This is a genomic window from Janthinobacterium sp. ROICE36 (genome assembly GCF_002869965.1).
GTDB lineage: Bacteria > Pseudomonadota > Gammaproteobacteria > Burkholderiales > Burkholderiaceae_D > Janthinobacterium.
The window spans coordinates 1-23,411 of the sequence record NZ_PEBS01000063.1; the positions used below are offsets into that span (position 1 = coordinate 1).

The 23,411-nt window shown below is 61.3% G+C and carries 19 protein-coding genes; 8 read left to right on the forward strand and 11 right to left on the reverse strand.

Going from position 1 to position 23,411, the window contains the following annotated elements:
- Positions 1-225: 225 nt before the first annotated feature.
- Positions 226-2,511, reverse strand: coding sequence for a TonB-dependent receptor (locus CSZ94_RS21330; protein WP_102123384.1), 2,286 nt, complete (start codon positions 2,509-2,511; stop codon positions 226-228).
- A gap of 1 nt (position 2,512) precedes the next feature.
- Here CSZ94_RS21330 and CSZ94_RS27725 point away from each other — a divergent pair, with 1 nt between their 5' ends.
- Both CSZ94_RS27725 and CSZ94_RS21335 read left to right on the forward strand, forming a co-directional pair.
- Positions 2,513-2,974: a hypothetical protein gene (locus CSZ94_RS27725; protein WP_146009867.1), complete on the forward strand. Its 462-nt coding sequence runs from the start codon at positions 2,513-2,515 to the stop codon at positions 2,972-2,974.
- A 34-nt stretch (positions 2,975-3,008) separates the two neighbouring features.
- Positions 3,009-4,406: an HD-GYP domain-containing protein gene (locus tag CSZ94_RS21335; protein WP_102123361.1), complete on the forward strand. Its 1,398-nt coding sequence runs from the start codon at positions 3,009-3,011 to the stop codon at positions 4,404-4,406.
- Positions 4,407-4,424: 18 nt separating this feature from the next.
- Here CSZ94_RS21335 and CSZ94_RS21340 read toward each other — a convergent pair whose 3' ends face one another.
- The 4 genes from CSZ94_RS21340 to CSZ94_RS21350 all read right to left on the reverse strand — a co-directional run bounded on the left by CSZ94_RS21340 (position 4,425) and on the right by CSZ94_RS21350 (position 6,161).
- Complete coding sequence (locus CSZ94_RS21340) at positions 4,425-4,637, reverse strand: hypothetical protein (RefSeq protein WP_146009868.1); 213 nt, start codon at positions 4,635-4,637, stop codon at positions 4,425-4,427.
- Positions 4,638-4,866: 229 nt separating this feature from the next.
- Positions 4,867-5,010, reverse strand: a complete 144-nt coding sequence (locus CSZ94_RS28120) for a hypothetical protein (RefSeq protein ID WP_180977565.1) — start codon at positions 5,008-5,010, stop codon at positions 4,867-4,869.
- A 75-nt stretch (positions 5,011-5,085) separates the two neighbouring features.
- Complete coding sequence (locus CSZ94_RS21345; protein ID WP_180977566.1) at positions 5,086-5,589, reverse strand: DUF2939 domain-containing protein; 504 nt, start codon at positions 5,587-5,589, stop codon at positions 5,086-5,088.
- A gap of 125 nt (positions 5,590-5,714) precedes the next feature.
- Positions 5,715-6,161: a DUF2939 domain-containing protein gene (locus CSZ94_RS21350; RefSeq protein WP_102123364.1), complete on the reverse strand. Its 447-nt coding sequence runs from the start codon at positions 6,159-6,161 to the stop codon at positions 5,715-5,717.
- A gap of 112 nt (positions 6,162-6,273) precedes the next feature.
- On the opposite strand from CSZ94_RS21350, the gene CSZ94_RS21355 reads away from it, so the two are divergent.
- Positions 6,274-7,110: a hypothetical protein gene (locus CSZ94_RS21355; RefSeq protein ID WP_102123365.1), complete on the forward strand. Its 837-nt coding sequence runs from the start codon at positions 6,274-6,276 to the stop codon at positions 7,108-7,110.
- Positions 7,111-7,173: 63 nt separating this feature from the next.
- Here the strand turns inward: CSZ94_RS21355 and CSZ94_RS21360 are convergent, their stop codons facing one another.
- Complete coding sequence (locus CSZ94_RS21360) at positions 7,174-8,355, reverse strand: trans-sulfuration enzyme family protein (RefSeq protein WP_102123366.1); 1,182 nt, start codon at positions 8,353-8,355, stop codon at positions 7,174-7,176.
- Positions 8,352-9,743, reverse strand: a complete 1,392-nt coding sequence (locus CSZ94_RS21365; RefSeq protein ID WP_374703598.1) for a pyridoxal-phosphate dependent enzyme — start codon at positions 9,741-9,743, stop codon at positions 8,352-8,354. The genes CSZ94_RS21360 and CSZ94_RS21365 overlap by 4 nt, the downstream gene beginning before the upstream one ends.
- 295 nt (positions 9,744-10,038) lie before the next feature.
- On the opposite strand from CSZ94_RS21365, the gene CSZ94_RS21370 reads away from it, so the two are divergent.
- Positions 10,039-10,587 (forward strand): thymidine kinase, encoded by a 549-nt coding sequence (locus CSZ94_RS21370; RefSeq protein WP_102123368.1) that lies wholly within the window; start codon positions 10,039-10,041, stop codon positions 10,585-10,587.
- Between the two features lie 16 nt (positions 10,588-10,603).
- Here CSZ94_RS21370 and CSZ94_RS21375 read toward each other — a convergent pair whose 3' ends face one another.
- Complete coding sequence (locus tag CSZ94_RS21375; protein ID WP_046684157.1) at positions 10,604-10,876, reverse strand: putative signal transducing protein; 273 nt, start codon at positions 10,874-10,876, stop codon at positions 10,604-10,606.
- A gap of 51 nt (positions 10,877-10,927) precedes the next feature.
- Positions 10,928-12,898: a methyl-accepting chemotaxis protein gene (locus CSZ94_RS21380; protein ID WP_180977567.1), complete on the reverse strand. Its 1,971-nt coding sequence runs from the start codon at positions 12,896-12,898 to the stop codon at positions 10,928-10,930.
- Positions 12,899-13,431: 533 nt separating this feature from the next.
- Here CSZ94_RS21380 and CSZ94_RS21385 point away from each other — a divergent pair.
- Positions 13,432-15,699: a carboxy terminal-processing peptidase gene (locus CSZ94_RS21385; protein WP_102123369.1), complete on the forward strand. Its 2,268-nt coding sequence runs from the start codon at positions 13,432-13,434 to the stop codon at positions 15,697-15,699.
- Positions 15,700-16,111: 412 nt separating this feature from the next.
- Here the strand turns inward: CSZ94_RS21385 and CSZ94_RS21390 are convergent, their stop codons facing one another.
- Positions 16,112-17,053 (reverse strand): LysR family transcriptional regulator, encoded by a 942-nt coding sequence (locus CSZ94_RS21390; RefSeq protein ID WP_102123370.1) that lies wholly within the window; start codon positions 17,051-17,053, stop codon positions 16,112-16,114.
- A 114-nt stretch (positions 17,054-17,167) separates the two neighbouring features.
- Here CSZ94_RS21390 and CSZ94_RS21395 point away from each other — a divergent pair, with 114 nt between their 5' ends.
- Entirely contained in the window at positions 17,168-18,382 is a 1,215-nt protein-coding gene (locus CSZ94_RS21395) for an MFS transporter (RefSeq protein ID WP_102123371.1), read from the forward strand.
- 163 nt (positions 18,383-18,545) lie between these two features.
- Here CSZ94_RS21395 and CSZ94_RS21400 read toward each other — a convergent pair whose 3' ends face one another.
- Complete coding sequence (locus tag CSZ94_RS21400; protein WP_180977568.1) at positions 18,546-19,229, reverse strand: pentapeptide repeat-containing protein; 684 nt, start codon at positions 19,227-19,229, stop codon at positions 18,546-18,548.
- Between the two features lie 310 nt (positions 19,230-19,539).
- Here CSZ94_RS21400 and alaC point away from each other — a divergent pair, with 310 nt between their 5' ends.
- Together alaC and metE are read left to right on the forward strand one after the other, a co-directional pair.
- Complete coding sequence (gene alaC, locus CSZ94_RS21405; RefSeq protein ID WP_102123373.1) at positions 19,540-20,757, forward strand: alanine transaminase; 1,218 nt, start codon at positions 19,540-19,542, stop codon at positions 20,755-20,757.
- 333 nt (positions 20,758-21,090) lie between these two features.
- A complete protein-coding gene (gene metE / locus CSZ94_RS21410) occupies positions 21,091-23,379 on the forward strand; it encodes a 5-methyltetrahydropteroyltriglutamate--homocysteine S-methyltransferase (protein ID WP_102123374.1) in 2,289 nt (762 codons plus the stop codon).
- Positions 23,380-23,411 lie beyond the last annotated feature (32 nt).

The window sequence follows — 23,411 nt, forward strand, 5'->3', positions numbered from 1 at the left end:
AGAGAGATCGGTTCGTTTGCCATTTACGCGTCCAAATACCGAGAGTAAACGCCTTTCTCAACGTGTTTACAAGCAATATTTCACCCTATCGTCACTCCGAGCACCTACCCTTCATGCAATCGCCCTGCTGAGCGCCGGTCTCGCATCCACCGCCAGGTATTCGTTGTGATGGGAGAAAAATGCTGTCCGGTTTGCACCAGACAGCATGGTTTTATCTAGCCGCCATCAAAATGTCGCCTTGAACTGCACCCCATACGTGCGCGGCTCGTTGACGATGCCGGTCAGGTTGTTGAATTCGATGGCGCCCAGTGCCTGGACCTGGTTGGTGATGTTGCGGCCGTACGCGGAGAGTTCGTAGCGGTCCCATTTGTAGCCGACGCGCAAGCCGCCTTCGAGCAGTTCCTTGGCCTTGTATTCCTTCGCTTCATACAGGAAGAAGTTGTAGCTGGTGCGGTAGGCCCAGTCCGTGTAGGCGTAGAACTCGCCATTGGCGAGGGGGATGCTGTATTTCAAGGTGAAGTTGGTTTGCCATTCGGGCGCGCGCGGCAGCGGGTTGCCGTCGATGTAGGCCGTGCCCACGAAGGGGCCGACGGGGTCGGTGACGGTGCAGCCGCTGGCCGGGGTGTTCTGGGCGTTGCCGCAGCTTTGCACGTACAGCTTTTTGTCCTGGATCTCGGTGTGGTTATAGCTGCCGCCGAGGGTCATGCTGAGCGAATCGCTGAGGTTAGCCTGGAAGTCCAGCTCCACGCCCTGGCCGGTGGCCTTCTCGGCATTGAGCAGGCGGTTCATGTTGACGGCGCCGCTGCCGGCTGTCAGTTGCTTGTCTTTCACGCGGTACTGGAACACGGCCAGGCTGAGGCGGGCGCGCTTGTCGAACAGGTCTTGCTTGATGCCGGCCTCGACGGACAGCGCTTTCTCGGCGCCCGCAAACGAGGGGCGGTCGGCCAGGCCGTTCAGGCGGCCCTGCATCGATGGCGCGCGGTAGCCGGTGGCGATGCGCGCGTAGGCGTTCGTTTCCGGCGTCAGCACATAGGTGCCGCTCAGGTCCCAGCTGACGTTGTGCGAGGTGTCGTCCAGCTTGAACGGGCCGGCCGTGGTCGCTTCCACGCGCTTGGCCGAGAAATCTTTCTTGTCGCTCGTGTAGCGCAGGCCGGCGCGCAGTTTCAGGGCGTCCGAGACCGTGTAGTTGAGCGAGCCGAAGGCCGCGTACGACTTCGAGCTCTGGTTTTGCGTGGCGTAGGCGCTGTTTTGCGGATTACCGGGCGCCAGGCTGTCAAAGCTGATACTGTCGATCTGGATATCTTCCTTGAAGTAGAACAAGCCGCCTATCCATTGCAGCGGGCCGCGGGCAGACGATTCGGCGCGAAATTCCTGCGAAATCTGCTTGTGGTTGGGGATCACGTCGGCCGTTTCCACGACGAAGGGGATGAAGCCGGGGCCCATCGGCGGCGCGTACACGGCGCCATAGCCGCCGTCGACGTCGGCGCGGCTGAAGAAATCGAGTTTTTCGTAGCCGGTGATGGAATGCAGGGTGACGCCGGGCAAGTCCCATTTCAGGCGCATGCTGCCGCCCTTGGTTTTCAGGTGCTGGCGGTTGATGCCATCGGTAGGGTAGGAGCCATAATCGAAATTGTCGACCAGGTCATTCGTGCCCTGTTTCAGGATGTTGGCGCGGAACAGCGTCGCCGTGCCGTCGAGGTTGCGCGCGTGCACGTTGAACAGCGCGCTGAAGGCGCGCGTGGGCTTGACCAGTACTTGCAAGCGGGCGGCGCTGTCTTCATAGCCTTCGAAGTCGCGCGTGCCGGTGGGGCGCGGGTTGTGCACGCGGTCGTCGCGGCGCTGCGTCTGGCCGGAAAAGCGCAGGGCCACGGTGTCGCTGACGGGTACGTTGTAGGCGCCTTCCAGGTTCTTCATGCCATCCTTGCCGAAGCCGCCGCTCAGGTAGCCTTCCGTCTTGAAGACGGGTTTGGCAGAATCGAACTTGATCACGCCGGCTGGCGAGTTGCGCCCGAACAAGGTGCCTTGCGGGCCGCGCAGTACCTCGACCTGGTCCACGTCGAAGACGGGAAAGCCCTTGAGCATGGCGTTTTCCTGCACCACGTCATCCATCACCAGGCCCACGGGCTGCGAGGCATTCAGGTCGAAGTCGGTGTTGCCCAGGCCGCGAATGTAAAAGCGGGGAAAGGTGCGGCCGTAATCCGACTCGACCGAGACGCTGGGCGAGCGGCTGTTGAGGAAGCGGATGTCGGCACCGCCGGCCGTCAGGGTGTCGAGCTTGTCGCCTTTCAGGGTGGCGATGGACATGGGCACGTCCTTGATGTTTTCCGCGCGCCGCTGTGCCGTCACGATCACCGTTTCCAGCTGGCCAGGACCGACTTGTGCCACCGGAGCGGCAGGCGCGTCGGTCGCTGGCGCAGGGGTGCTGTCCTGCGCCATCGCCTGCAGGGGAAAGGCGGCAGTGATTGCCAGGGCAATCAGGGTGTGGCGTACTGTGCTGGCATGCGGTGTCATCATGAAACGGCTCCTGTCGGTCAAGGTTGTGCGTGAGGTCCAGGCTGGCGCTAGTCCGCTGGACGAAAATCATGCTAGCACGGAAATTTTTGCTATTCATGCCATTTTCCAGGCAAGACTATTTATATGCATCTCGAATCAATACGTGAATAAAATCGTATTTGTCGTCAATATCGGGCGGGTGCATAGTGGGGTGCCGCGAGGCTTTTTCCAGCGCAAACGGCCATTTGGCGACCGAAGGTTCTCCCTGCGACAGCACAAACGTGCCGACGCCATGACGTGCCAGCGGCCAGTGCACAGTGCGGAAAATACGACAGTTTCCGCTCTTTCTTTCTGCCATGCGATGTTGTTGTATTGCCACATCATGGGATGGCATGTTGCCTGCCAGCTGCTGCAGCGCGGCGCATGCACACACAATGATGTTGCCACAAGGCATCTACAGGCAAGATTTCGCGTAGAATGAAATTTATTGTAAATTAGAAATATGAATTTCTATCATGATAACTTTATCCACAAGTGCGCCGGCCGTTGACGGCATCCGGCTCTCCGAACTGATTGCCGCCCTGAGCCAGGCCTTGGACATCACGGAAGGGCAGCCAGAAGGCCATTGCATCCGCTGCTGCTGGATAGGCATGCACGTAGGGCGTGAACTGGGCATGCCCGATGAAGACTTGTGGAATCTGTATTACACCCTGCTGCTCAAGGATCTGGGCTGCAGCAGCAATGCGGCGCGCATCTGCGAGCTCTACCTGACGGACGATTTGTCTTTCAAGCAAGGGTTCAAGACGGTGGGCGACAGCTTGCCGCAAGTGCTGAAATTCGTCCTCAAGCACACGGGCCTGAAGGCCGGCCTGGCTGAGCGCTTCCGCGCCGTGATGACGATTCTGCGCGATGGGTCGCACATCGCGCAGGAGCTGATCGCCACGCGCTGCCAGCGCGGCGCCGACATCGCACGCCTGCTGCGCTTTCCGGAGTCCGTGGCACAGGGCATCTACAGCCTCGACGAACACCACAATGGCCAGGGCAAGCCGGACAAACTGGCAGGGCAGGCGATTCCCCTGTTTTCGCGCATTGCCCTGCTGGCACAGGTGATCGACGTGTTTCATACGGCCGATGGCGCGCGCGCCGCCCAGGCCGAGGTGCGCCAGCGCGCGGGCAGCTGGTTTGACCCGCAACTGGTGCTGGCGTTCGAACGGGTGGCGCAATCGGGCGCCTTCTGGTCGATGCTGCGCTCGCAGGACATTACGGCCACCGTGGCGGCGCTGGAGCCGGCGCATCGTTCCGTGCCGGTGGACGAGGATTATCTTGACGATATCGCCGCCGCGTTCGGCCAGGTGGTCGATTCGAAAAGCCCGTACACGAGCGGGCACAGCGCCCGGGTAGCCTTGTATGCGGACATGATCGCCGAAGCCCTGGGCGTGACGGCGGAGCGGCGCCGCTGGCTCAAACGGGGCGCCTTGCTGCATGACGTGGGGAAGCTTGGCGTCAGCAATAGCGTACTGGACAAGGCCGGCAAACTCGACGCGGAAGAGTGGCTGGCCGTGCAGCAGCATGCGCGCTACACGGAAACAATACTGTCGCGTATCAATGCCTTTGCCGAACTGGCGGTCGTTGCCGCCGCGCACCACGAACGGCTCGATGGCAAGGGCTATCCGCGGGGCTTGACGGCCGACAATATCAGCCTGGAAACGCGCATCATCACCACGGCCGATATTTTCGACGCCATCACGGCCGACCGGCCTTACCGGGGGCCGATCCCCATCCCGAAAGCGCTCGAGATCATGGCCGAAACCGTGGGCACGGCCATCGACGCCCAGTGTTTTGCCGCTTTGAAAGCGGCGCTGGCGCGCTTGCCCGAACTCACGCAGCAGGGCTCCGGGCACTTGGCGGCCTGAGCGCGGACGTCAGCGCCCTCAAATGGGAAACGCGCCCGCACCCGACACATTCAGGCAGGCGACCTTGTCGCTGGCAAAATACTTGATTTGTCCCAGGCCGATCGCATAGCAGCCGTCGCTGAGCGGGGAAATGGGACCGGTGAGTTTTTCACCGCTGATCAAGGTCACCACCCAGGGCGTGGTGGCCGGTTTACCCGCATGGGCCAGTGCGTGTTGTACCAGGTCTGACATGCTGCCTCCGATGGAAATCAAAAACCGATGATAGCAGTGCAGAACAGGTGCGCGCCTGTGCCGTGACGGCCTGGCGTGCGGCTTGCTCCAGGGCTCCCGGGAAAAACATGCATTACCGACATTATTTATTTTCATATTGGCAATCAAATGCGATGCTTGATAAGCAGTTCGGGCTGAAAAGCTTGCGAGAGGCGATGTTCATTGAGCATTTTTGCCATGCAGCGTCAGGTTAGCCCGGCGCCGCGCGCAGTACTTTTGAAAGCCGCACCATGTCCAGCCAGTACAACGACGCGCCGCCCCGTTTTTCCTTGCCGCCGCCGGTCAGTAATTTGCCCGCAGGTTTATGTGACCTGCGCTGCAGGTGGTATTGCATAGCCGTTGGTTTGCCGATACGACGGGCAGGGTAAGGGGCCGGTGCTAGGCGCTTGAGGAGGGTTGCGCCGGCGCCTCAGGCGTCGGCCAGCAGATTCTTTGGCAGCGTCACCGACACCAGCTTCCAGCGCCACACGCCGTCGCGCGTCAGGGTCAGCTCGCCGATGTGGCTCTTGCTGTGGGCGCGCTGCACCACGACGCTGTCCCAGGAAGTGTAGCGCAGCTTGTAGTCGGGTTTGGCGTTGCGCTGGCGGCCGCTGATGTCGCTGACCTTGGCGATCGGTTTTTCATAGCGGTCATTGAGCTTCATCAAGGCGATGATGCCTTCGGGCATCAGCATGGTATCGAGCAAAGGGTCGATGACGTCAGGGCTGATGTCGTCGGCCACTTCCGGCGCCGAGAACAGGGCATGCAGTTGCTGCCCCATGCTGCCGCGCAGCTGCGTCAGGTCGATATGCGCGGCCAAGGCCAGGCTATCCTCGTCCATGGTTGCCGTGCGGATCTCGTTCATGGTGAAATACGGGCTGCCATAGAAGGCGCCGGCCAGCGCGATCAGTGCCGCTACAGCGAGAAGCATCATTCTTTTCATCGTGCAATCTCTCGGAAGCCTGGCGACCCGATGCGCCTGAAGTGTTGGCATTCTACATAATATTTCCCAAAATCAATATGGCAGTTTAAGTAAGTGTTGTTTTGGATCAAGTTTCGTCAGAGTAATTCTGGCGGCAAGCGAATATCCGTCAATTTCCAATCCCAAATGCCGTGTCGGCGCAGCAAAAATTGGCTGGCGGCGGGGCCGGCGGCGCTGCGCTGCAGCACCACTTCGTTCCATGAGCGATAAGCCATGCCGAAGTCGTGGCGCTTGCCATCGGCTCCCTGCTTGCCGTGCAGGATCAGTACCGTGATGCCGGGCGGCGAGACGATGGTGTCGAGCATTTCCTTGAAGTCCACTTCATTGGCCGTTTCGCCACTCGCCCGCAGCTGGCGCGCCACGCTGGCGCGCACGGCGGGCAGGTCGGCCTGTTGCGCCAGGTTTTCCAGACGCACGGATTTCGCCGCGATGCTGATGCGGTACATGGCGATATAGGGGCTGACCCAGGTGAAGCCGATGGCGGCAACGCTAAAAATGATCGCGGTGGCGTACTTTCTTTTCATGGTTAGTTTTTTTGTATGAGTTGTGCCGCCGTGATTTTACCCGGCCATGGCCGGTGGATGGTGTAGCATTCGTGCCGGCGCGGACCATCGCGCCGCAATATTGAGGACAACCATGAATATCACTATCAATCAGGTGCTGCAGTCGTATATCGACCCGCTCACCGCCAGCGAATACGCGGCGCTCGAGCGCAGCCTGCTGGCCGAAGGCTGCCGCGACGCGCTGGTACTGTGGAACGACGTGCTGATCGACGGGCATAACCGCTACGCCATCTGCCGCCAGCACGGCATCGAATTCAAGACTATCCAGAACACCAGCTTTACGTCGCTCGACGATGTCATGCTGTGGATGATCGACAATCATTTGGCGCGCCGCAGCGTGTCCGACTTCCAGCGCGGCGTGCTGGCCCTGCGCAAGAAGGAAATCGTCGCCGCGCGCAGCCCGGCCGCTGTCAGTGCCCAGGATGCGCCGGACGGCGAAAACGCGCCGAAACCGGCCATGAGCACGCGCGAAGAGGTGGCCAAGGCGGCGCGATTGAGCAGCAACCAGATCAGCCAGATCGAAAAGATCCAGAAGGCGGCCGCGCCGGAACTGGTGGAAGCGGTCCGCTCGGGCACAATTTCCATCAATGCGGCAGCCACCGTGGCGTCCCTGCCGCCGGAAGAGCAGGTGGCGGCCGTCGCCGGTGGCAAGAAACTGTTGCGCCAGGCGGCCAAGGAAATCCGCGAACAGCGCGCCGCCACGCGCACGCCGCGCGAGCCGAAGGTGCATGTCTCTCAGGATACGCCGGAGACGGGCAATGAGCCGTGGGCGGACAACGCTGCCCAGGCACCGTCCGAAGCGGAGCGCTTGCGCGGCGAGATCGCCAGCCTGAAACAGCGCGTGGCGCAGCTGCAGGCGGAAAATACGCAGTTGAACCAGCGTATAGCGGCCTTGATCGACGCATCCTGATGTGGAGTTAACCATGCTACGGCGCAGCGCCGCTACCACCCCGGACAATAGCCGCTGGGCCGATCAAATTGCATCGAGCGCCGTGCGCAAGTCATGGCGCAAGTCTTCGATGTCCTCGATGCCCACCGACAGGCGGATCAAGCCATCGCCGATGCCCAGCTTGGCCCGCTGTTCGGCGGGAATGCTGGCATGCGTCATCAGGGCAGGGTGCTCGATCAGGCTTTCCACGCCGCCCAGGCTTTCAGCCAGGGCAAACACTTCGCAGCGCTCGAGGAAACGGCGCGCGCCCGCCAGGTCGGTATCGAGGTCGATCGAGATGATGCCGCCAAAACCATCCATCTGGCGCTGCGCCAGCGCATGCTGCGGGTGCGAGGCCAGTCCCGGATAAAACACCCGTTTGACCTCTTTCTGCTGCTCCAGCCACTGCGCCAGCGCCAGCGCGCTTTCGCAATGGCGCTGCATGCGGATGGCCAGCGTCTTGACGCCGCGCAAGGCGAGGAAACTGTCGAACGGCCCGGCAATCGCCCCCACCGAATTTTGCAGGAAGCCCAGCTGCTCGCGCCATTCCGCCTGGCGTGCTTCCGCGCCGACGATGGCGATGCCGCCGATGATGTCCGAGTGGCCGTTCAAGTACTTGGTGGTCGAATGGACGACGATGTCGAAGCCGTGTTCCAGGGGACGCTGCACCAGCGGACTGGCGAAGGTATTGTCGGCCACGGCGATGATGCCCCGCTCGCGGCAGATGTCGGCAATCGCACGCAAATCCGCCAGTTTCAGCATCGGGTTGGTGGGCGTTTCCACCCACACCATCTTCGTCTCGGGGCGCAGCGCGGCCAGCAGGTTTTCCGGATTCGTCAGGTCGACATAGGTAAATTCGTGGCCGGCCGAGCGCCGGCGCACGCGCTCGAACAAGCGGTAAGTGCCGCCGTACATATCGTCGCCGGCGACGATATGGCTGCCAGAGTCCAGCAATTCCAGCACGGATGCGATGGCGGCCAGGCCCGAGGCGAAGGCGAAGGCCGCGCTGCCGCCTTCGAGGTCGGCCACGCAGCGCTCGAGCGCCCAGCGCGTGGGGTTGTGCGAGCGGCCGTAATCGAGGCCCTTGTGCACGCCGGGGCTTTCCTGCACGAAGGTGGAGGTGGCGTAAATGGGCGGCATGATGGCGCCCGTCGACGGGTCGGGCGACTGGCCGGCGTGGATGACGCGGGTGGCGAGGCGGCTCTTGCGGGTGGTTTCTTGGCTCAAGATAGTGTCCTGCGTAAGTGGTTGAGAAGGTCGAAGCGGGTGATCAGGCCATAGAAGGCAGTATCGTCGGCGACGACGGCCGTCAAGCCCCGGTCCAGGGTGGCGCGCAGGGTGGGCAAGCCGCTTGAGGGTGCCAGCGTTTCGATCTGCGTCGTCATGGTGGCGCCCACCAGCGACGCGAAATGGGCGGCGTCGCCGGAGACGTGCAGCAGCAAGTCCGATTCGTCGAGGATGCCGACCAACTGGCCGCCATCGATGACGGGCAGTTGCGCCAGGTCGCTGGCGCGCATGCGGTTGAAGGCCGTCAGCAGGGTGTCGCCCGGCGCCACGCTGACGACATCGCCCTCGTCGTAGCGGCGCCCGATCAGGTCGCGCAAGTCGCCCGACACCGCCCGCTGTAACAAGCCCTGGTCGCGCATCCAGCCATCGTTGTAGACCTTCGACAGGTAGCGCGTGCCCGTGTCGCACACAAACGTGACGACGCGCTTCGGGCCAGTCTGCTCGCGGCAGTATTTGAGGGCGGCGGCCAGCAGGGTACCCGTGGAAGAACCGCCGAGGATGCCTTCGGCAAGCAGCAGGGCGCGCGCGGAATCAAAACTTTCCTGGTCGCTGATGGTGTAGGCCTTCGTGACGCTGTCCATGTCGGCGATAGCGGGAATGAAGTCTTCGCCGATGCCTTCCACGGCCCACGAGCCGCTGGTGTCGGACACTTTGCCCGTGTCGATATATTCGGTGAGGATGGAGCCTTGCGGGTCGGCCAGCACGAACTCCAGCTTCGGCTGCACCTTGCGGAAGTAGCGCGTCAGGCCCGTCAGGGTGCCGGAAGAACCCACGCCGACGACGATGGCGTCCACGTCATGGCCGCTTTGCTCCCAGATTTCGGGCGCCGTCGTCGTTTCGTGGGCCAGCGGATTGGCGGGATTGTTGAACTGGTCGGCAAAGAAGGCGCCCGGCAGTTCGCGCGCCAGGCGCGCCGCGTAATCCTGGTAATACGCGGGATGGCCCTTGCCCACGTCCGAGCGCGTGGTGTGCACTTCCGCGCCCAGGGCTTTCAGGTGCAGCACTTTTTCCGTCGACATCTTGTCGGGTACGACTAAAATCACGCGGTAGCCCTTGATGCGGCCCACCAGGGCCAGGCCGATGCCCGTGTTGCCGGCAGTCGCCTCGACGATGGTGCCGCCCGGCTGCAGGCGGCCGTCGGCTTCGGCCGCTTCGATGATGGACAGGCCGATGCGGTCCTTGATGGAACCGCCGGGGTTTTGCGATTCCAGTTTCAGGAACAGCTGGCACAGGCCCGTGTCGAGCCTGGTGACTTCGACCAGCGGGGTGTTGCCGATCAGCGTGTAGAGCGCTGGCGGTTGGGATGGGGACGGCATTCGATCATTCATGGTGGCTCCTGTCAGAGAAACAGCCGCTCCGGATTGTGTCCCGAGCAGCCTTCCGTGCCGCGCAGTGTAGGCGGGTGGACGAGTGCGGCGAACGAATGTTTGCATGCTTGCATATGCGCGCTGCACATATCGGCGGTATCGTGGGCGATGCGAGTATGCGCCGTTTTTCGCCCGCTTGCCGCGCCAAAGGCGGGCGTATTAAGCTGCCGCAAGCTCACCATTGCGATTTATAATCACGCCTCGAAAAGGTACTAAACAGTATCTTTGAAAAACCAGACGAACAGGGCAGGCGGCAGTGGCAAAACTTTATTTCCGGTATTCCGCGATGAACGCGGGCAAGTCGACGGCCTTGTTGCAGGTCGCGCACAACTATGAAGAGCAGGGCCAGCAGGTGCGCCTGTACACGGCGGCCATCGACAGCCGCTACGGCGTGGGCCGCGTCACCTCGCGCCTGGGGCCGCAGCGCCAGGTCGATGTCTTCCATGCCGACACGAATTTTCTCGATGATATTCCCCAGGTGGCTTGTGTGCTGGTGGACGAGGCCCAATTTCTCAGCACGGCCCAGGTGCAGCAGCTGCACCAACTGGCGCAAGTGAAGGGCGTGCCCGTCATCTGCTACGGCTTGCGCACGGATTTCAAGGGCGAACCGTTTCCCGGCTCGGCCTATCTGCTGGCGCTGGCCGACGATATCGAGGAATTGAAGAATATCTGTACTTGCGGCAAGAAGGCCACGATGAACATCCGCGTGGACGAGCAAGGCCGCCGCATCAAGGAAGGCGAGCAGATCAGTATTGGCGGCAACGAGAGTTACCGCCAGGCGTGCGGGCGCTGTTTTTATTCCTAAGCTTGTTCCTTATTCGTTAATCGGCGACGGGCGCGCCCACGTCGGCATCGTCCGACAGCGCCAGGTCGCCCCGCTCGAAGGCGGCCAGGATTTCATTGGCGCGCGCCACATCGTGCTCGCGCACCATCACGCGGGCGCCACCGATGGCGGCCGCCAGCAGCATGTCGGCCTGCATGTGCTGGTCGTCCGTCAGCAGCACGTCGATGCCGGCCGCTGCCAGGCAGCCGCGGATGACGTGGGCATCCGTGGGTATCATCAAGCGGGCAATTAAAACGTAGTCGTCGTGCATGCTGCCTCCTGGCAAGGTGGGTTCGTCCCCATCTTAGCACCAGGCTTGAAGTTACAGCTTGAACACGCCCACCACCTGGTTCAGCTCCTGCGCCTGCTCCTGCAAGGCGTCGGCGGCCGCCGCCGCTTCTTCCACCAGGGCCGCGTTCTGCTGGGTCACCTGGTCCATCTGGGCGATGGCCTGGTTGACTTGCTCGATACCGCTGCGCTGCTCGTCGCTCGCCTGCGCGATCTCGGCCATGATGGTGCTCAGTTGCTGCACGCTGGCTACCACGGTGTCCATGGTGGCGCTGGCCTGGCTCACTTGCGCATGGCCCAGGTCCACCGTGCTGGCAGACGCCTGGATCAAGTCCTTGATGTCTTTCGCGGCGGCCGTCGAGCGCTGCGCCAGGGTCCGCACCTCGGTGGCCACGACGGCAAAGCCGCGCCCCTGTTCACCGGCCCGTGCCGCTTCCACGGCCGCGTTCAAGGCCAGGATATTCGTCTGGAAGGCGATGCCGTCGATGACGCCGATGATGTCGGCGATCTTGCCCGACGAGCTGCGGATGGCGTCCATGGTGCTGGCCACCTGCGCCACGGCCGCGCCACCTTCGGCTGCCAGGCCGGACGATGCGTGCGCCAGCCGGCTTGCCTGCTGCGCGTGATCGACGTTTTGCCGTACGGTCGAGCTCAGTTCTTCCATCGAGGCGGCCGTTTCTTCCAGCGAACTGGCTTGCTGTTCCGTGCGGCTCGACAAATCCAGGTTGCCGCTGGCGATTTCACCGGACGCCGTGGCGATTTGTCCGGCGCTGCCGCGCACATTGCTGACTACTTGCGACAGATTGTCGCTGATACGGTTCATGGCGCGCAGCAGGCGGCCGATTTCGTCGTGGCTGCTGGTGGCTAGGTGCACCGTCAGGTCGCCGGCGGCGATTTGCGCGGCGGCCGTTTCAGCGGCGGCCAGCGGGCGCGACACAAGCGCGCGCACCAGCCAGTACAGCAGCAGGGCGAAGACGAGCAGGGCGATGAAGCCGGAAATGGCCAGCTGCTTGCGCAATTGGCGCGCCTCCAGGGTGATCTCGTCCGTGAACGTGCCGCCCGCGATGATCCATTGCCAATCCTTGAATTGACGATAATACAGCTGCTTTTCGCGCGCGCTGGCGCCCGTTTCGCCCGGTGCCGTCCACGTGTAGCGTATGGCGCCGTTTTTCTGCGCCAGCATCTCCTGGATGAACAGGCGGCCGTCGCTGGCCTTGAAGTCGAGCGCACTCTTGCCTTCGCTGTTCGGGTGCAGCACCAGGTGGCCGTAATTGGCGCCGGGGGCCGTATCGATGATATAGATATAGCCCGTCTGGCCGATCTTGACCTGGCGAATCTTCTCTTTCAGCATGGCCAGATTCTTGCTGATATCGAGGCCGATGAACAGCGCGCCCACCACCTTGCCGCCCGCATCGCGTACCGGGTCGTACTGGGTGATGTATTGCTTGCCAAACAAAGTGGCCATGCCGACAAAGCGCTGGCCCGCGCGCAGCGGCGCGTAGCTGGGGTGGTTGTGGTCGAGCTGGGTACCGATGGCCCGTTCGCCATCCTGCTTTTTCAGCGAGGTGCTGATGCGCACGAATTCATCGCCGTTGGCGGCAAAAATGGTGGCGATCGCGCCCGTCTGGGCCGTATAGCGGTCGACCAGGGCCGTGTCGAGGTTGAGCACCTTGCCGCCATTGGCCAGGGCCGGCGTGGCCTTGCCCGCCACGGCCACCATGGCGCCCGAGTCGACCGTGAACGGGCCGGGAAATTCAGCCGCAAACAGGTGGGCAAAGCTGGCCGCCTCGTTGACCATGGCCGTATGGAATACTTCCGTGGTCGTCATGACGCTATTGAGTTCGCTGGTGACGGCCGCTCCGGCGCGCTGTTCCAGCGCAGACGAGGTGCGGATACTGATCAAGGTCGTCAGGCTGGCGAGGATCAGGCTGACCAAGGCAAAGGTGAAGATGGTAATCTTGCCGCCGACGCTACAGTGGCGGGGGGAGAACGAAATTGTAGGCATAGTTTGAGTCTCGCAAATGCGTTTGACAAAGGGTAATCAGCTCGGCCATTCCTGGTCATGACATGACACGCGGGGAGGGGATCTGGTGGGGAATGCGCTTGAAACGGGGTGCGTGCCGGCTGGGGAACCGCGGACAGGGAAGCAAAATTTCAGGGCGCGATGATAACATGTTGCTTGCGTTTCGTTACTAAGTGTTTCCCACAGGAATCATTTTTTCGCGCAAAAACATTATCTGCATCAAGGAATGCAAAAACGCTCAATTGACTTTTTTGATTTCAATGGGGCATTTGGATATGCATCAATGAAAGGCGATGCGATTTTTGTCACGAATGTTTCACTTTGTAATGAATGACACGCCGCCTTTAATCCGCGTTTAAGCTTCCAGGAAGAAACTGATATTCCATGGGAGACTGCCAGGCCGTATCCTGTAGAATAATATGCAGACCAGTCGTGTATTCCCCTTACTGTCTTGCTTGCTGGCGCATGCCTATCTGCGCCGCCTGGAATGATTTAACTAATTTTCGGAGAAGCCGATGAAGAAGCAAATGATGCTGGTCACCCTGGTGCTTGCCCTGTCAGCCCACGCTGGCGCAGCCCAGACGGACAAGAGCGCCGCTCCTCCGCTACCCATGAAGCCGCTGGCCCAGCAAACGCAGGCCGCCTTGTGGGCATCGCGCGTATTGACGCGCGTCCATTACAAGGCCATGCCGCTCGACGACGCCATGTCGGAGAAAATCTTCGACCGTTACTTCAAGTCACTGGATGCAGAAAAACTGTTTTTCGTGCAGGCCGACATCGACCGCTTCGCCCCGCTGCGCACCAAGCTCGATGACGCCATCATCAATGAAGACCTGACGGCGCCGTTTGCCATCTACAACCTGTACCAGCAGCGTTTCGACGAGCGCATGGCATATGCGCGCGAATTGCTGAAAACCAAGTTCGACTTTGCCGCCGACGAGAGCTACCAGCTCGACCGTGAAAAGGCTGCCTGGCCGAAGAGCGACGAGGAAGTGCGCGACCTGTGGCGCAAGCGCGTCAAGAACGACTGGCTGCGCCTGAAACTGGCGGGCAAGGAAGACAAAGCCATCCGCGAGACCCTGGACAAGCGCTATGAAGGCTACACCACCCGTGCGCGCAAGCTCAACAGCGAGGACGTGTTCCAGATCTTCATGAACGCCTACGCCATGTCGATCGAACCGCACACCAATTACCTGGGCCCGCGCGCCTCGGATAACTTCGACATCGCCATGCGCTTGTCGCTCGAAGGCATCGGCGCCGTGCTGCAGACGCGCGATGAATACACGGTGGTGCGCGAAGTCGTGCCGGGCAGCCCGGCCGGCTTGTCGGGCAAGCTGAAAGTAGGCGACCGCATCGTCGGCGTGGGGCAGGGTGAAAGCGGCCCCATCACTGAAGTGCTGGGCATGCGCATCGACGATGTGGTGCAACTGATCCGCGGCGCCAAGGATTCCGTGGTGCGCCTCGACATCCTGCCGGCCGACGCCGGTCCGGACGCCAAGCACGTGGTCTTGCCGCTGGTGCGCAAGAAAATCAGCATGGAAGAGCAGGCGGCGAAGAAATCGGTCATCGAAGTGCGTGACAACGGCGTCAAGCGCCGCATCGGCGTGATTTCCCTGCCGACCTTCTACCAGGATTTCGAAGCGCGCCGGCGTGGCGACAAAGACTTTAAAAGCGCCACGCGCGACGTCAGCCGTTTGCTGGCCGAACTGAAGAAGGATAAGGTTGACAACGTGCTCATCGACTTGCGCAACAACGGCGGCGGTTCGCTGAACGAAGCCGTCGAACTGACGGGTCTGTTCATCGACAAGGGCCCTGTCGTGATGCAGCGCAATGCGGAAGGCAAGGTTGATGTGGAAAGCGATACGAATGCCGGCCTGGCCTGGGACGGCCCGATGGGTGTGCTGATCAACCGCGGCTCCGCTTCCGCTTCCGAAATTTTCGCCGCCGCCGTGCAGGACTACGGCCGTGGCGTCATCATCGGCGAAGGCAGTTTCGGCAAGGGCACGGTGCAGACCCTGTTCAACCTCGACCGTTTCGGCGGCAGCGAGAAAGCCCGTTTCGGCGAGCTGAAAATGACCATCGCGCAATTTTTCCGCATCAATGGCGGCACCACGCAGTTGCGCGGCGTCACCCCCGACATCAAGCTGCCAGCCATGTCGGACACGGAAAATTTCGGCGAATCGAGCTATGACAACGCCCTGCCATGGGTGGCCATCAAGCCGGCGCACTACATGCCGACGGGCGACCTGAAGGATATCGTGCCGCTGCTGGACAAGAAACATGAAGCGCGCGTGGCCAAGGACAAGGATTTCCAGTACTTGCTCAATGACATAGCCCTCGTCGTCAAGCAGCGCAAGGAAAACCAGATTTCGCTCAATGAAACCGTGCGCCGCAAGGAGCGCGATACCCAGGAAGCACGCGCCAAGGCCCGTGAAAAGCGTCTGATCGCGCAGATTTCGAATCCTGCCGATGACCTGGTGGTAATTCCTGATCCGAAAGACGTGCTGAAGGGCGCGAAAGCGGCCAACAAGGCGGCCAAGCAGATCGCCGCCGTGAAGGGCGCCTTGCGCACGGACGACGGCTTGCAGGGCGACGAGCGGGCCCTGAGTGCCGAACTGGATGCTGAAACGGCCGCCAAGAGCGCCAAGGACGTGCTGCTGAACGAAGCGGCGCGCATCCTGGCCGATGAAGTGGCGCTGATCAAGGCCGACACCCGCATGGCATCGAAAGTCTTGCCATATGGCGCGGACACCAAGGCGACGCCGGTGACGGCGGCGAAGTAATGCTTTTCTCGCAGTAAAATGCCGGCTCCTGACGGAGCCGGTTTTTTTTCGTCCCTGTCAGTTATCGGTCTGCTGTATTTCTATCATTCCAACAATCAATTGGATTGATATGCCGCGATGCAGCATAATGCATACGTCTCCTCTATTCTCCTCCAAGAAAATAGATTCAGCCCGCTCCCGTAGCGGGCTTTTTTTTGTGCGTCCAGCATGGACGCAGACTTTATGGTGGCAACTTGGCCAAGAGGTTTGCGGTAATTCTCTCAGGTAATTTACACTGGCCACTTCATCGGTACCATACTCACTTTGTCGAGTCATCAGGGTTACGGTCCAACGGTATGGTCGGCAATTTTCTTGTTGCGATGCGGAAAAGTAATGGAGAACGCTTTGATTCTTCAAGCATTGCGTCTCCTGCTTATTGACACCCAGCCCCGGATTTCATGCGCCCGCCTTGCACATCAGTATTTTCCGCCAGCAGTGGCGTGATCCACCCGGCAAATGCCTGCAGCTTGGGCGTGGCCAGCCGGCCTTGCGGCGTCAGCAGCGACATGGGCATGGGCGTCGGCGGGTGATTGGCCAGCACGGCGACCAGCGCGCCGCTGTCGAGGTGTTCGCGCACCTGGTACACGGCCGCCTGCGCTAGTCCCAGTCCTTGCAGCGCGCAAGCGACGCTGGCGTCGGCATCGTTGACGGCGATGGGGCCGGCCATCTGCATGCGCACGACCTCCTTGCCTTGCAGGAAATCCCAGTCGAAAGCGCGTCCGGTGCGGCCCGAGTAATGCATGATGCCCCGGTGCGCAGCCAGGTCGTTCAGGGTCTGCGGCGTGCCGTGCCGCGCCAGATAGGCGGGCGTGGCGCAGGTGACGAAGCGCATCAGGCCGACCTGCTTGCCGATGAAGGCGGAATCTTGCAAGGTCCCCACGCGCAAGGCGCAATCGATGCCTTCCTGCGTCAGGTCGACCAGGCGGTCAGTCAAGCTCAGCTGCAGTTGCACATCCGGCCAGGCGGCATGGAATTGCGCGATATGGGGAATGATCAGGCGCCGGCCCACCGTATTGGGCAGGTTGATGCGCAGCAAGCCGCGCGGTTTTGTCGCGTCGGGGCCACGGAAGGCCAGTTCCGCCGTGTCGACGGCCTTCAGGATATCGATGCAGTGGCGGAAGTACTCGGCCCCTTCCGGCGTCAGGGACAAACGGCGCGTGGTTCGCTGCAGCAATTGCGTGCCCAGGTAGGCTTCCAGCTTTTGCAGGGTGGCCGTCAGCGCGGCGCGCGGCAAATTCAAGGTCTCGGCCGCCTTGGAAAAACTGTTGGCCTCGACGATGCGCACGAAAGTCTGCATGGCCTTGATCTTGTCCATAGGATAGCTTCCATTGTTCATTTTATGTGAAAAGTGTAAGTGGATTATGCGCTAATTATCTTTGCCATAGTTTTGCCTAAAATGGCGACATCCCTATCGAACCGAGGAAACAACATGAACAAGGCTTCATCTTCCGCTGCCCACGATATTTCACCCGCCATGGTGTTGCTGCTGGCTATCGCTTCCGGCCTGATCGTGGCCAATCTGTATTACGCGCAAACCCTGGTTGGGCCCATCAGCGCCTCGACGGGCCTGTCGGCCAAGGCGGCCGGGCTGATCGTCACCCTGACACAAGTGGGCTACACCCTGGGCCTGCTGTTTGTCGTACCGCTGGGCGACTTGCTGGAAAACCGCCGCCTGATCGTCACGGCCCTGCTGGTGACGGCCACGGCCCTGGTCGTGGCGGCCCTCTCCACTGGCGCCATCGTGTTCCTGGCCGCGGCGCTGGCCATCGGCCTCGGTTCCGTGGCGGCGCAAGTGATCGTGCCGTTTGCCGCTCACCTGTCGCAGGAAGCGACGCGGGGGCAGACCGTGGGCAAGGTGGTCAGTGGCTTATTGCTGGGCATCATGCTGGCCCGTCCCGTGGCCTCGCTGGTGGCCGCGCATGCCAGCTGGCACGTGGTGTTTGGCGGCGCCGCCGTGCTGATGGTGTTGCTGGCGCTGGTGCTGCGTCGCGCCTTGCCCGTGCGCCAGCCCGTCTCGAACATGCCTTATCCGGCCTTGATGGCTTCGCTGTGGCACTTGCTGCTGGGTACGCCCGTGCTGCGCCGCCGCGCCGCCTACCATGCGGGCTTGTTTGGCGCCTTCAGCCTGTTCTGGACCGTCACGCCGCTGGTGCTGGCCAGTTCCGCGTTCGGCCTGTCGCAAACGGGCATCGCCATCTTTGCCCTGGTCGGCATGGCGGGCGCCGTTGCCTCGCCCATCGCCGGCCGCCTGGCCGATGCGGGCCATACTTTGCCGGCCACGGCTGCCGCGCTGGCGCTGGGCATCGTCGCCTTTGCCTTGCCCATGTTCGCACCAACATCGAAGCACCTGGCGCTGGGCTTGCTAGTGGTGGCATCCATCGTGCTCGACATGGGCGTGGCGGCGAATCTGGTACTGGGCCAGCGCGCCATCTTCAGCCTGGGTGCGGAAGTGCGGGGCCGCCTGAATGGCCTGTATTTCGCGCTGTTCTTTGCCGGCGGCGCAGCTGGCTCGGCCATTGGCGCCTGGGTGTATGCCAGCTACGGCTGGCCAGCGACCTTGCTGACCGGTATGGCGTTTCCGGGCCTGGCCCTGCTGGTGTGGCTGGCAGATTTTTTGCCGCAGGCCACGCGCCGTACGGTTTGAAACCGTGATGGCGCCTTATTATCACTGACAGGAATTTCTATCATCATGAATATAAAGTGGCGTGATATGCCGCGATGCCGCAAGATGCACTTGTCTCCTCTATCTCCTCCAAGGAAATAGATTCAGCCCGCTTCCATAGCGGGCTTTTTTTTGTCTTTTCAGATTAAATCACCACCAGATCGAGCGCCCGCATGAAGTTCGCCGCCTGCGCATGCGTAATGACGGCGCCTTTCAGCAAGGCCGCTTCGCTTAGCTTGAAGCCGTCGATATCGACGCCGCGCAAGTCGGCGCCCTGGAACTTCGCCAGTTTGATCGTGGCATTGCGCAAGCTGCCTCCTTCGAAGACGGCGTCGCGGAAATCGCAGCCGGCCAGGTTGGCGTCGGAAAAATCCAGCTGTTTCAATATCGCCTTGCGGAAAGAAAAGCCGCGCAGGTCGGCGCCCACCAGCAGACTGTCTTCGAAGGTGAGGCCCAGGTGGGCCACTTCCTCGAAAGACGCGCCCGTCAGCTTGCAGCCGCGGAAACTGACCGAGGCCAGCTTGGCGCGCCGCCATTTCGTGTTGTTCAGGTCGCAGCCTTCGAACGCGGCGTCGACGGCGTCGACGGATTCGAAATCGGCGCTGCCGGCGCGGCAGCGGCGCCAGGTGCTGCGCGCCAGCTTGCTGGCGAACAAGCTGGTTTCGGCAAAGGTGCAGCGCTCGAAGGTGCAACCTTGCAAATCGAGGCGCGACAAGTCTTCGCCGTCGAAGGCGCATTCGATGAAGTGGTGCACTGACAGAGCCAGTTGCTGCTCCATGCCGGCGCGGTCCAGGGTCATGCCGCTTGCTGCGGTGTCGTGTGTTGCCATCCGTCTCATTCCTAAAATAAAAAGCAGGGGAGGGATGGCGCGGCGGAATACATGCACGAACCAGACCACCTCCCCGGCTGGTGGTACAGCCAAAGGTCAGCGCCGTGGGTCCGCGTGGGCGGGAGCATGCTGGACGGTGCCAAACACTTACCGGGTTACCAACCGGTGCGCTCATTTTCGATCAGTGCGTATTGTAGCGCGTCCGAAATGGCCTTGCCAGTTCTTGCGAAGCCGGGGTAGTATCGCCGCAGGTGCACCCATTGCGCCAACGTCGCTCGGACGGATCCGGGCGCTTACGTAAAGAGATACCATGACCGACAGCCAAGCTCCGCGCAGCTTTTCGCGCATCAATCGCCTTCCCCCCTACGTTTTCAATATCACCGCCGAGCTCAAGATGGCCGCGCGCCGCCGTGGCGAGGACATCATCGACATGTCGATGGGCAATCCCGATGGCGCTACGCCGGCCCACATCGTGGACAAGCTGGTCGAAACGGTGAAACGCCCCGACACGCACGGCTATTCCGCGTCCAAAGGTATTCCCCGGCTGCGCCGCGCGATTGCACACTGGTACAAGAAGCGCTACGACGTCGATATCGACCCGGACAGCGAAGCCATCGTCACCATCGGTTCAAAAGAGGGTCTGGCGCATTTGATGCTGGCGACACTCGACCGTGGCGACACGGTGCTGGTGCCCAATCCCAGCTACCCCATCCACATCTGGGGCGCCGTGATCGCGGGTGCCGATATCCGTTCCGTGCGCATGGGGCCGGGCGTGGATTTCTTTGCCGAACTGGAACGGGCCATCCGCGAAAGCTATCCGAAACCGAAGATGATGGTGCTGGGCTTCCCGTCCAACCCCACGGCGCAATGCGTGGAGCTGGAATTCTTTGAAAGAGTCGTGGCGCTGGCGAAGCAGCACAATATGTTGGTGGTGCATGATCTGGCGTATGCCGACATCACCTTCGATGGCTGGAAAGCGCCTTCGATCATGCAGGTGCCCGGTGCGCGCGACGTGGCCGTGGAGTTCTTCACCATGTCGAAAAGCTACAATATGGCGGGCTGGCGCATCGGCTTCATGGTGGGCAATGCGGAACTGGTGGCGGCCCTGGCGCGCATCAAGAGCTATCACGACTACGGCAGTTTTACGCCCGTGCAAGTGGCGGCCATCGCGGCGCTGGAAGGCGACCAAAGCTGCGTGACGGAAATCTGCGCCCAGTACCAGCGCCGCCGTGACGTACTGGTGAAAGGCTTGCATGAAGCGGGCTGGATGGTGGAAAAGCCGAAGGCGTCGATGTACATCTGGGCGCATATCCCCGAGGCTTACCGCCACCTGGGTTCGCTGGAGTTTGCCAAACTGCTGCTGCAAAAAGCCAAGGTCAGCGTCTCACCCGGCATCGGTTTCGGCGAGTACGGCGACGAATACGTGCGCTTCGCCCTGATCGAAAACGAAGCCAGGGTGCGGCAGGCTTTGCGCGGCATCAAGAATATGTTGCGTTCTGACGACGGGAAAGCGGAGGCAGCTGCATAAACAGTTTCCGCAAGGAATGATTTATTGCCCCTAATATCACTGCCGCGTATTTCTGACATCACGAATATAAAGTGGTTTTATATGCTGCAACGCGGCATCATGCATCTGTCTCCTCTATCTTCCTCCAAGAAAATAGATTCAGCCCGCTCCCGCAGCGGGCTTTTTTTTGGTTCATTGTGGTCCTGCGTTCCAGCCGGCATGCTCACCGAACGAGGAGGTCGACTTCGCGCATGATTTCACATGAATATTAATAATGGATGTATGAGGTTTTACCATTATTTTTCATGAATGGAACCTTCTATGATGTGTGCATACTTCATAAGGAGCACCGTCATGACCGTTACGACACATAATCTGGGCTACCCGCGCATCGGCGCCAAACGCGAATTGAAATTCGCCCTGGAAGACTATTGGAAGGGCAGCAGTACCCTGCAAGCGCTGGAAGGCCATGGCGCGCAATTGCGCCAGCGCCACTGGCAAGACCAGAACGCGCTGGACCTGGCGCCCGTCGGTGACTTTTCCTTTTATGACCAGGTGCTGGACCTGAGCTTTACCCTGGGCAATTTGCCACAGCGCGTGCGTGGCCTGAGCGGCGCGGCGCTCGATAACTATTTCCGCGTGGCCCGTGGCCGCTCGGCCAGCGACAGCGATTGCAGCTGCGTGCATGCCGGTGAAATGACGAAATGGTTCGACACCAATTATCACTACATCGTGCCGGAATTTTCTGCTGACACGCAATTCAAGCTCGACAGCAGCCGCTTGTTGCAGCAACTGGCGCAAGCCCGCCAGCTCGGTGTGAAAGCCAAGCCCGTGCTGATCGGCCCTGTCACCTATTTGTGGCTGGGCAAGACCAAGGACGATTCCGACAAGTTGGCGCTGCTGCAAGGCTTGCTGCCTGTCTACGTGCAATTGCTGCAGGAATTGGTCGCCCAGGGCGTCGAGTGGGTGCAGATCGATGAACCCATACTCGTGACGGAGCTCGACAGCGCCTGGCAGCAGGCGCTGATCACGGCCTATCACGCCTTGGGCAAGGTCAATAGCGTCAAACTGCTGCTGGCCACGTATTTCGGCAAGCTGCAAGACAATTTAACGCTGGCGTGCAAGCTGCCGGTGCAAGGCTTGCACCTGGACGCCGTGAATGCCCGCGATGAAGTGGGGCAAGTCATCGCGCAATTACCCGCCACCAGCGTGCTGTCCCTGGGCGTGGTGAATGGCCGCAATATCTGGAAGACAGACTTGAACGAAGTGCTGGCATGGCTGGAACCCGTGCACCGTAGCCTGCAATCGCGCCTGTGGATCGCCCCGTCGTGTTCCTTGCTGCACGTGCCCGTCGACCTGGCCAGCGAACAAAAGCTCGATGCCGATATCCAGTCCTGGCTGGCCTTTGCCCGTCAAAAACTCGATGAAGTGCACACCATCGCTGGCGCCCTGAACCATGGCCGCGCCTGCGTGCAGGCGGCGCTGGACGCCAATCATGCAACCGTGCAAGCGCGCCGCCAGTCGAGCCGCGTGCACAATCCGGAAGTGAAAGCAGCCGTGGCGCGCATCGATGCGACGTTGGGCCAGCGTGCCAGCGGCTATGCCGTACGTGCCGCCAAGCAAGCTGCACTGCTGCAACTGCCACTGTATCCGACGACAACCATCGGCTCCTTCCCGCAGACGGCGGAAATCCGCCAGGCGCGCAGCCAGTTACGCAGCGGCCAGCTCGATGAAGTCAGCTACAAAACGTTGATGCAGGCGGAAATCGCCCATTGCGTCAGGGAACAGGAAACCCTGGGCCTGGACGTCTTCGTGCACGGCGAGGCGGAACGCAATGACATGGTGGAATACTTTGGCGAACAGCTCGATGGCTACGCCTTCAGCCAGTTCGGCTGGGTGCAGTCGTACGGTTCGCGCTGCGTCAAACCGCCGATCCTGTTCGGCGACATCAGCCGCCCCCGTGCCATGACGGTTGAGTGGAGCACCTACGCCCAGTCGCTGACGGACCAGCCGATGAAAGGCATGCTGACGGGGCCCGTCACCATCCTGAACTGGTCCTTCGTGCGCGACGACCAGCCCCGCTCCGTGTCGTGCTACCAGCTGGCGCTGGCCATCCGCGCCGAAGTGCAGGACCTGGAACAGGCCGGCATCCGCGTGATCCAGATCGACGAGGCAGCCCTGCGTGAGGGCTTGCCACTGCGCAAGTCGCAATGGGCCGACTACCTGCGCTGGGCCGTGGAATCGTTCCGCATCACGGCCAATGGCGTGGTGGATGAAACGCAAATCCACACGCACATGTGCTATTCGGAATTCAACGACATCATCGCGCAGATCGCCGACATGGATGCGGACGTCATCACGATCGAAACTTCGCGCTCCGACATGGAATTGCTGGACGCCTTCGATGACTTCAACTATCCGAACGAGATCGGCCCTGGCGTCTACGACATCCACTCGCCCAATATTCCGAGCCAGGAACAAATGGTGACACTGATGCGCAAGGCGGCCGAGCGCATTCCCGCACACCGCCTGTGGGTCAACCCCGATTGCGGCTTGAAGACGCGCGGCTGGAAAGAAGTCATTCCCGCGCTGGCGAACATGGTAGCGGCGGCAAAAACCTTGCGCGGCGACAACGTCGCCTGAGGAGGGCGGGGGAAGAGGGCAGATATAGGAAA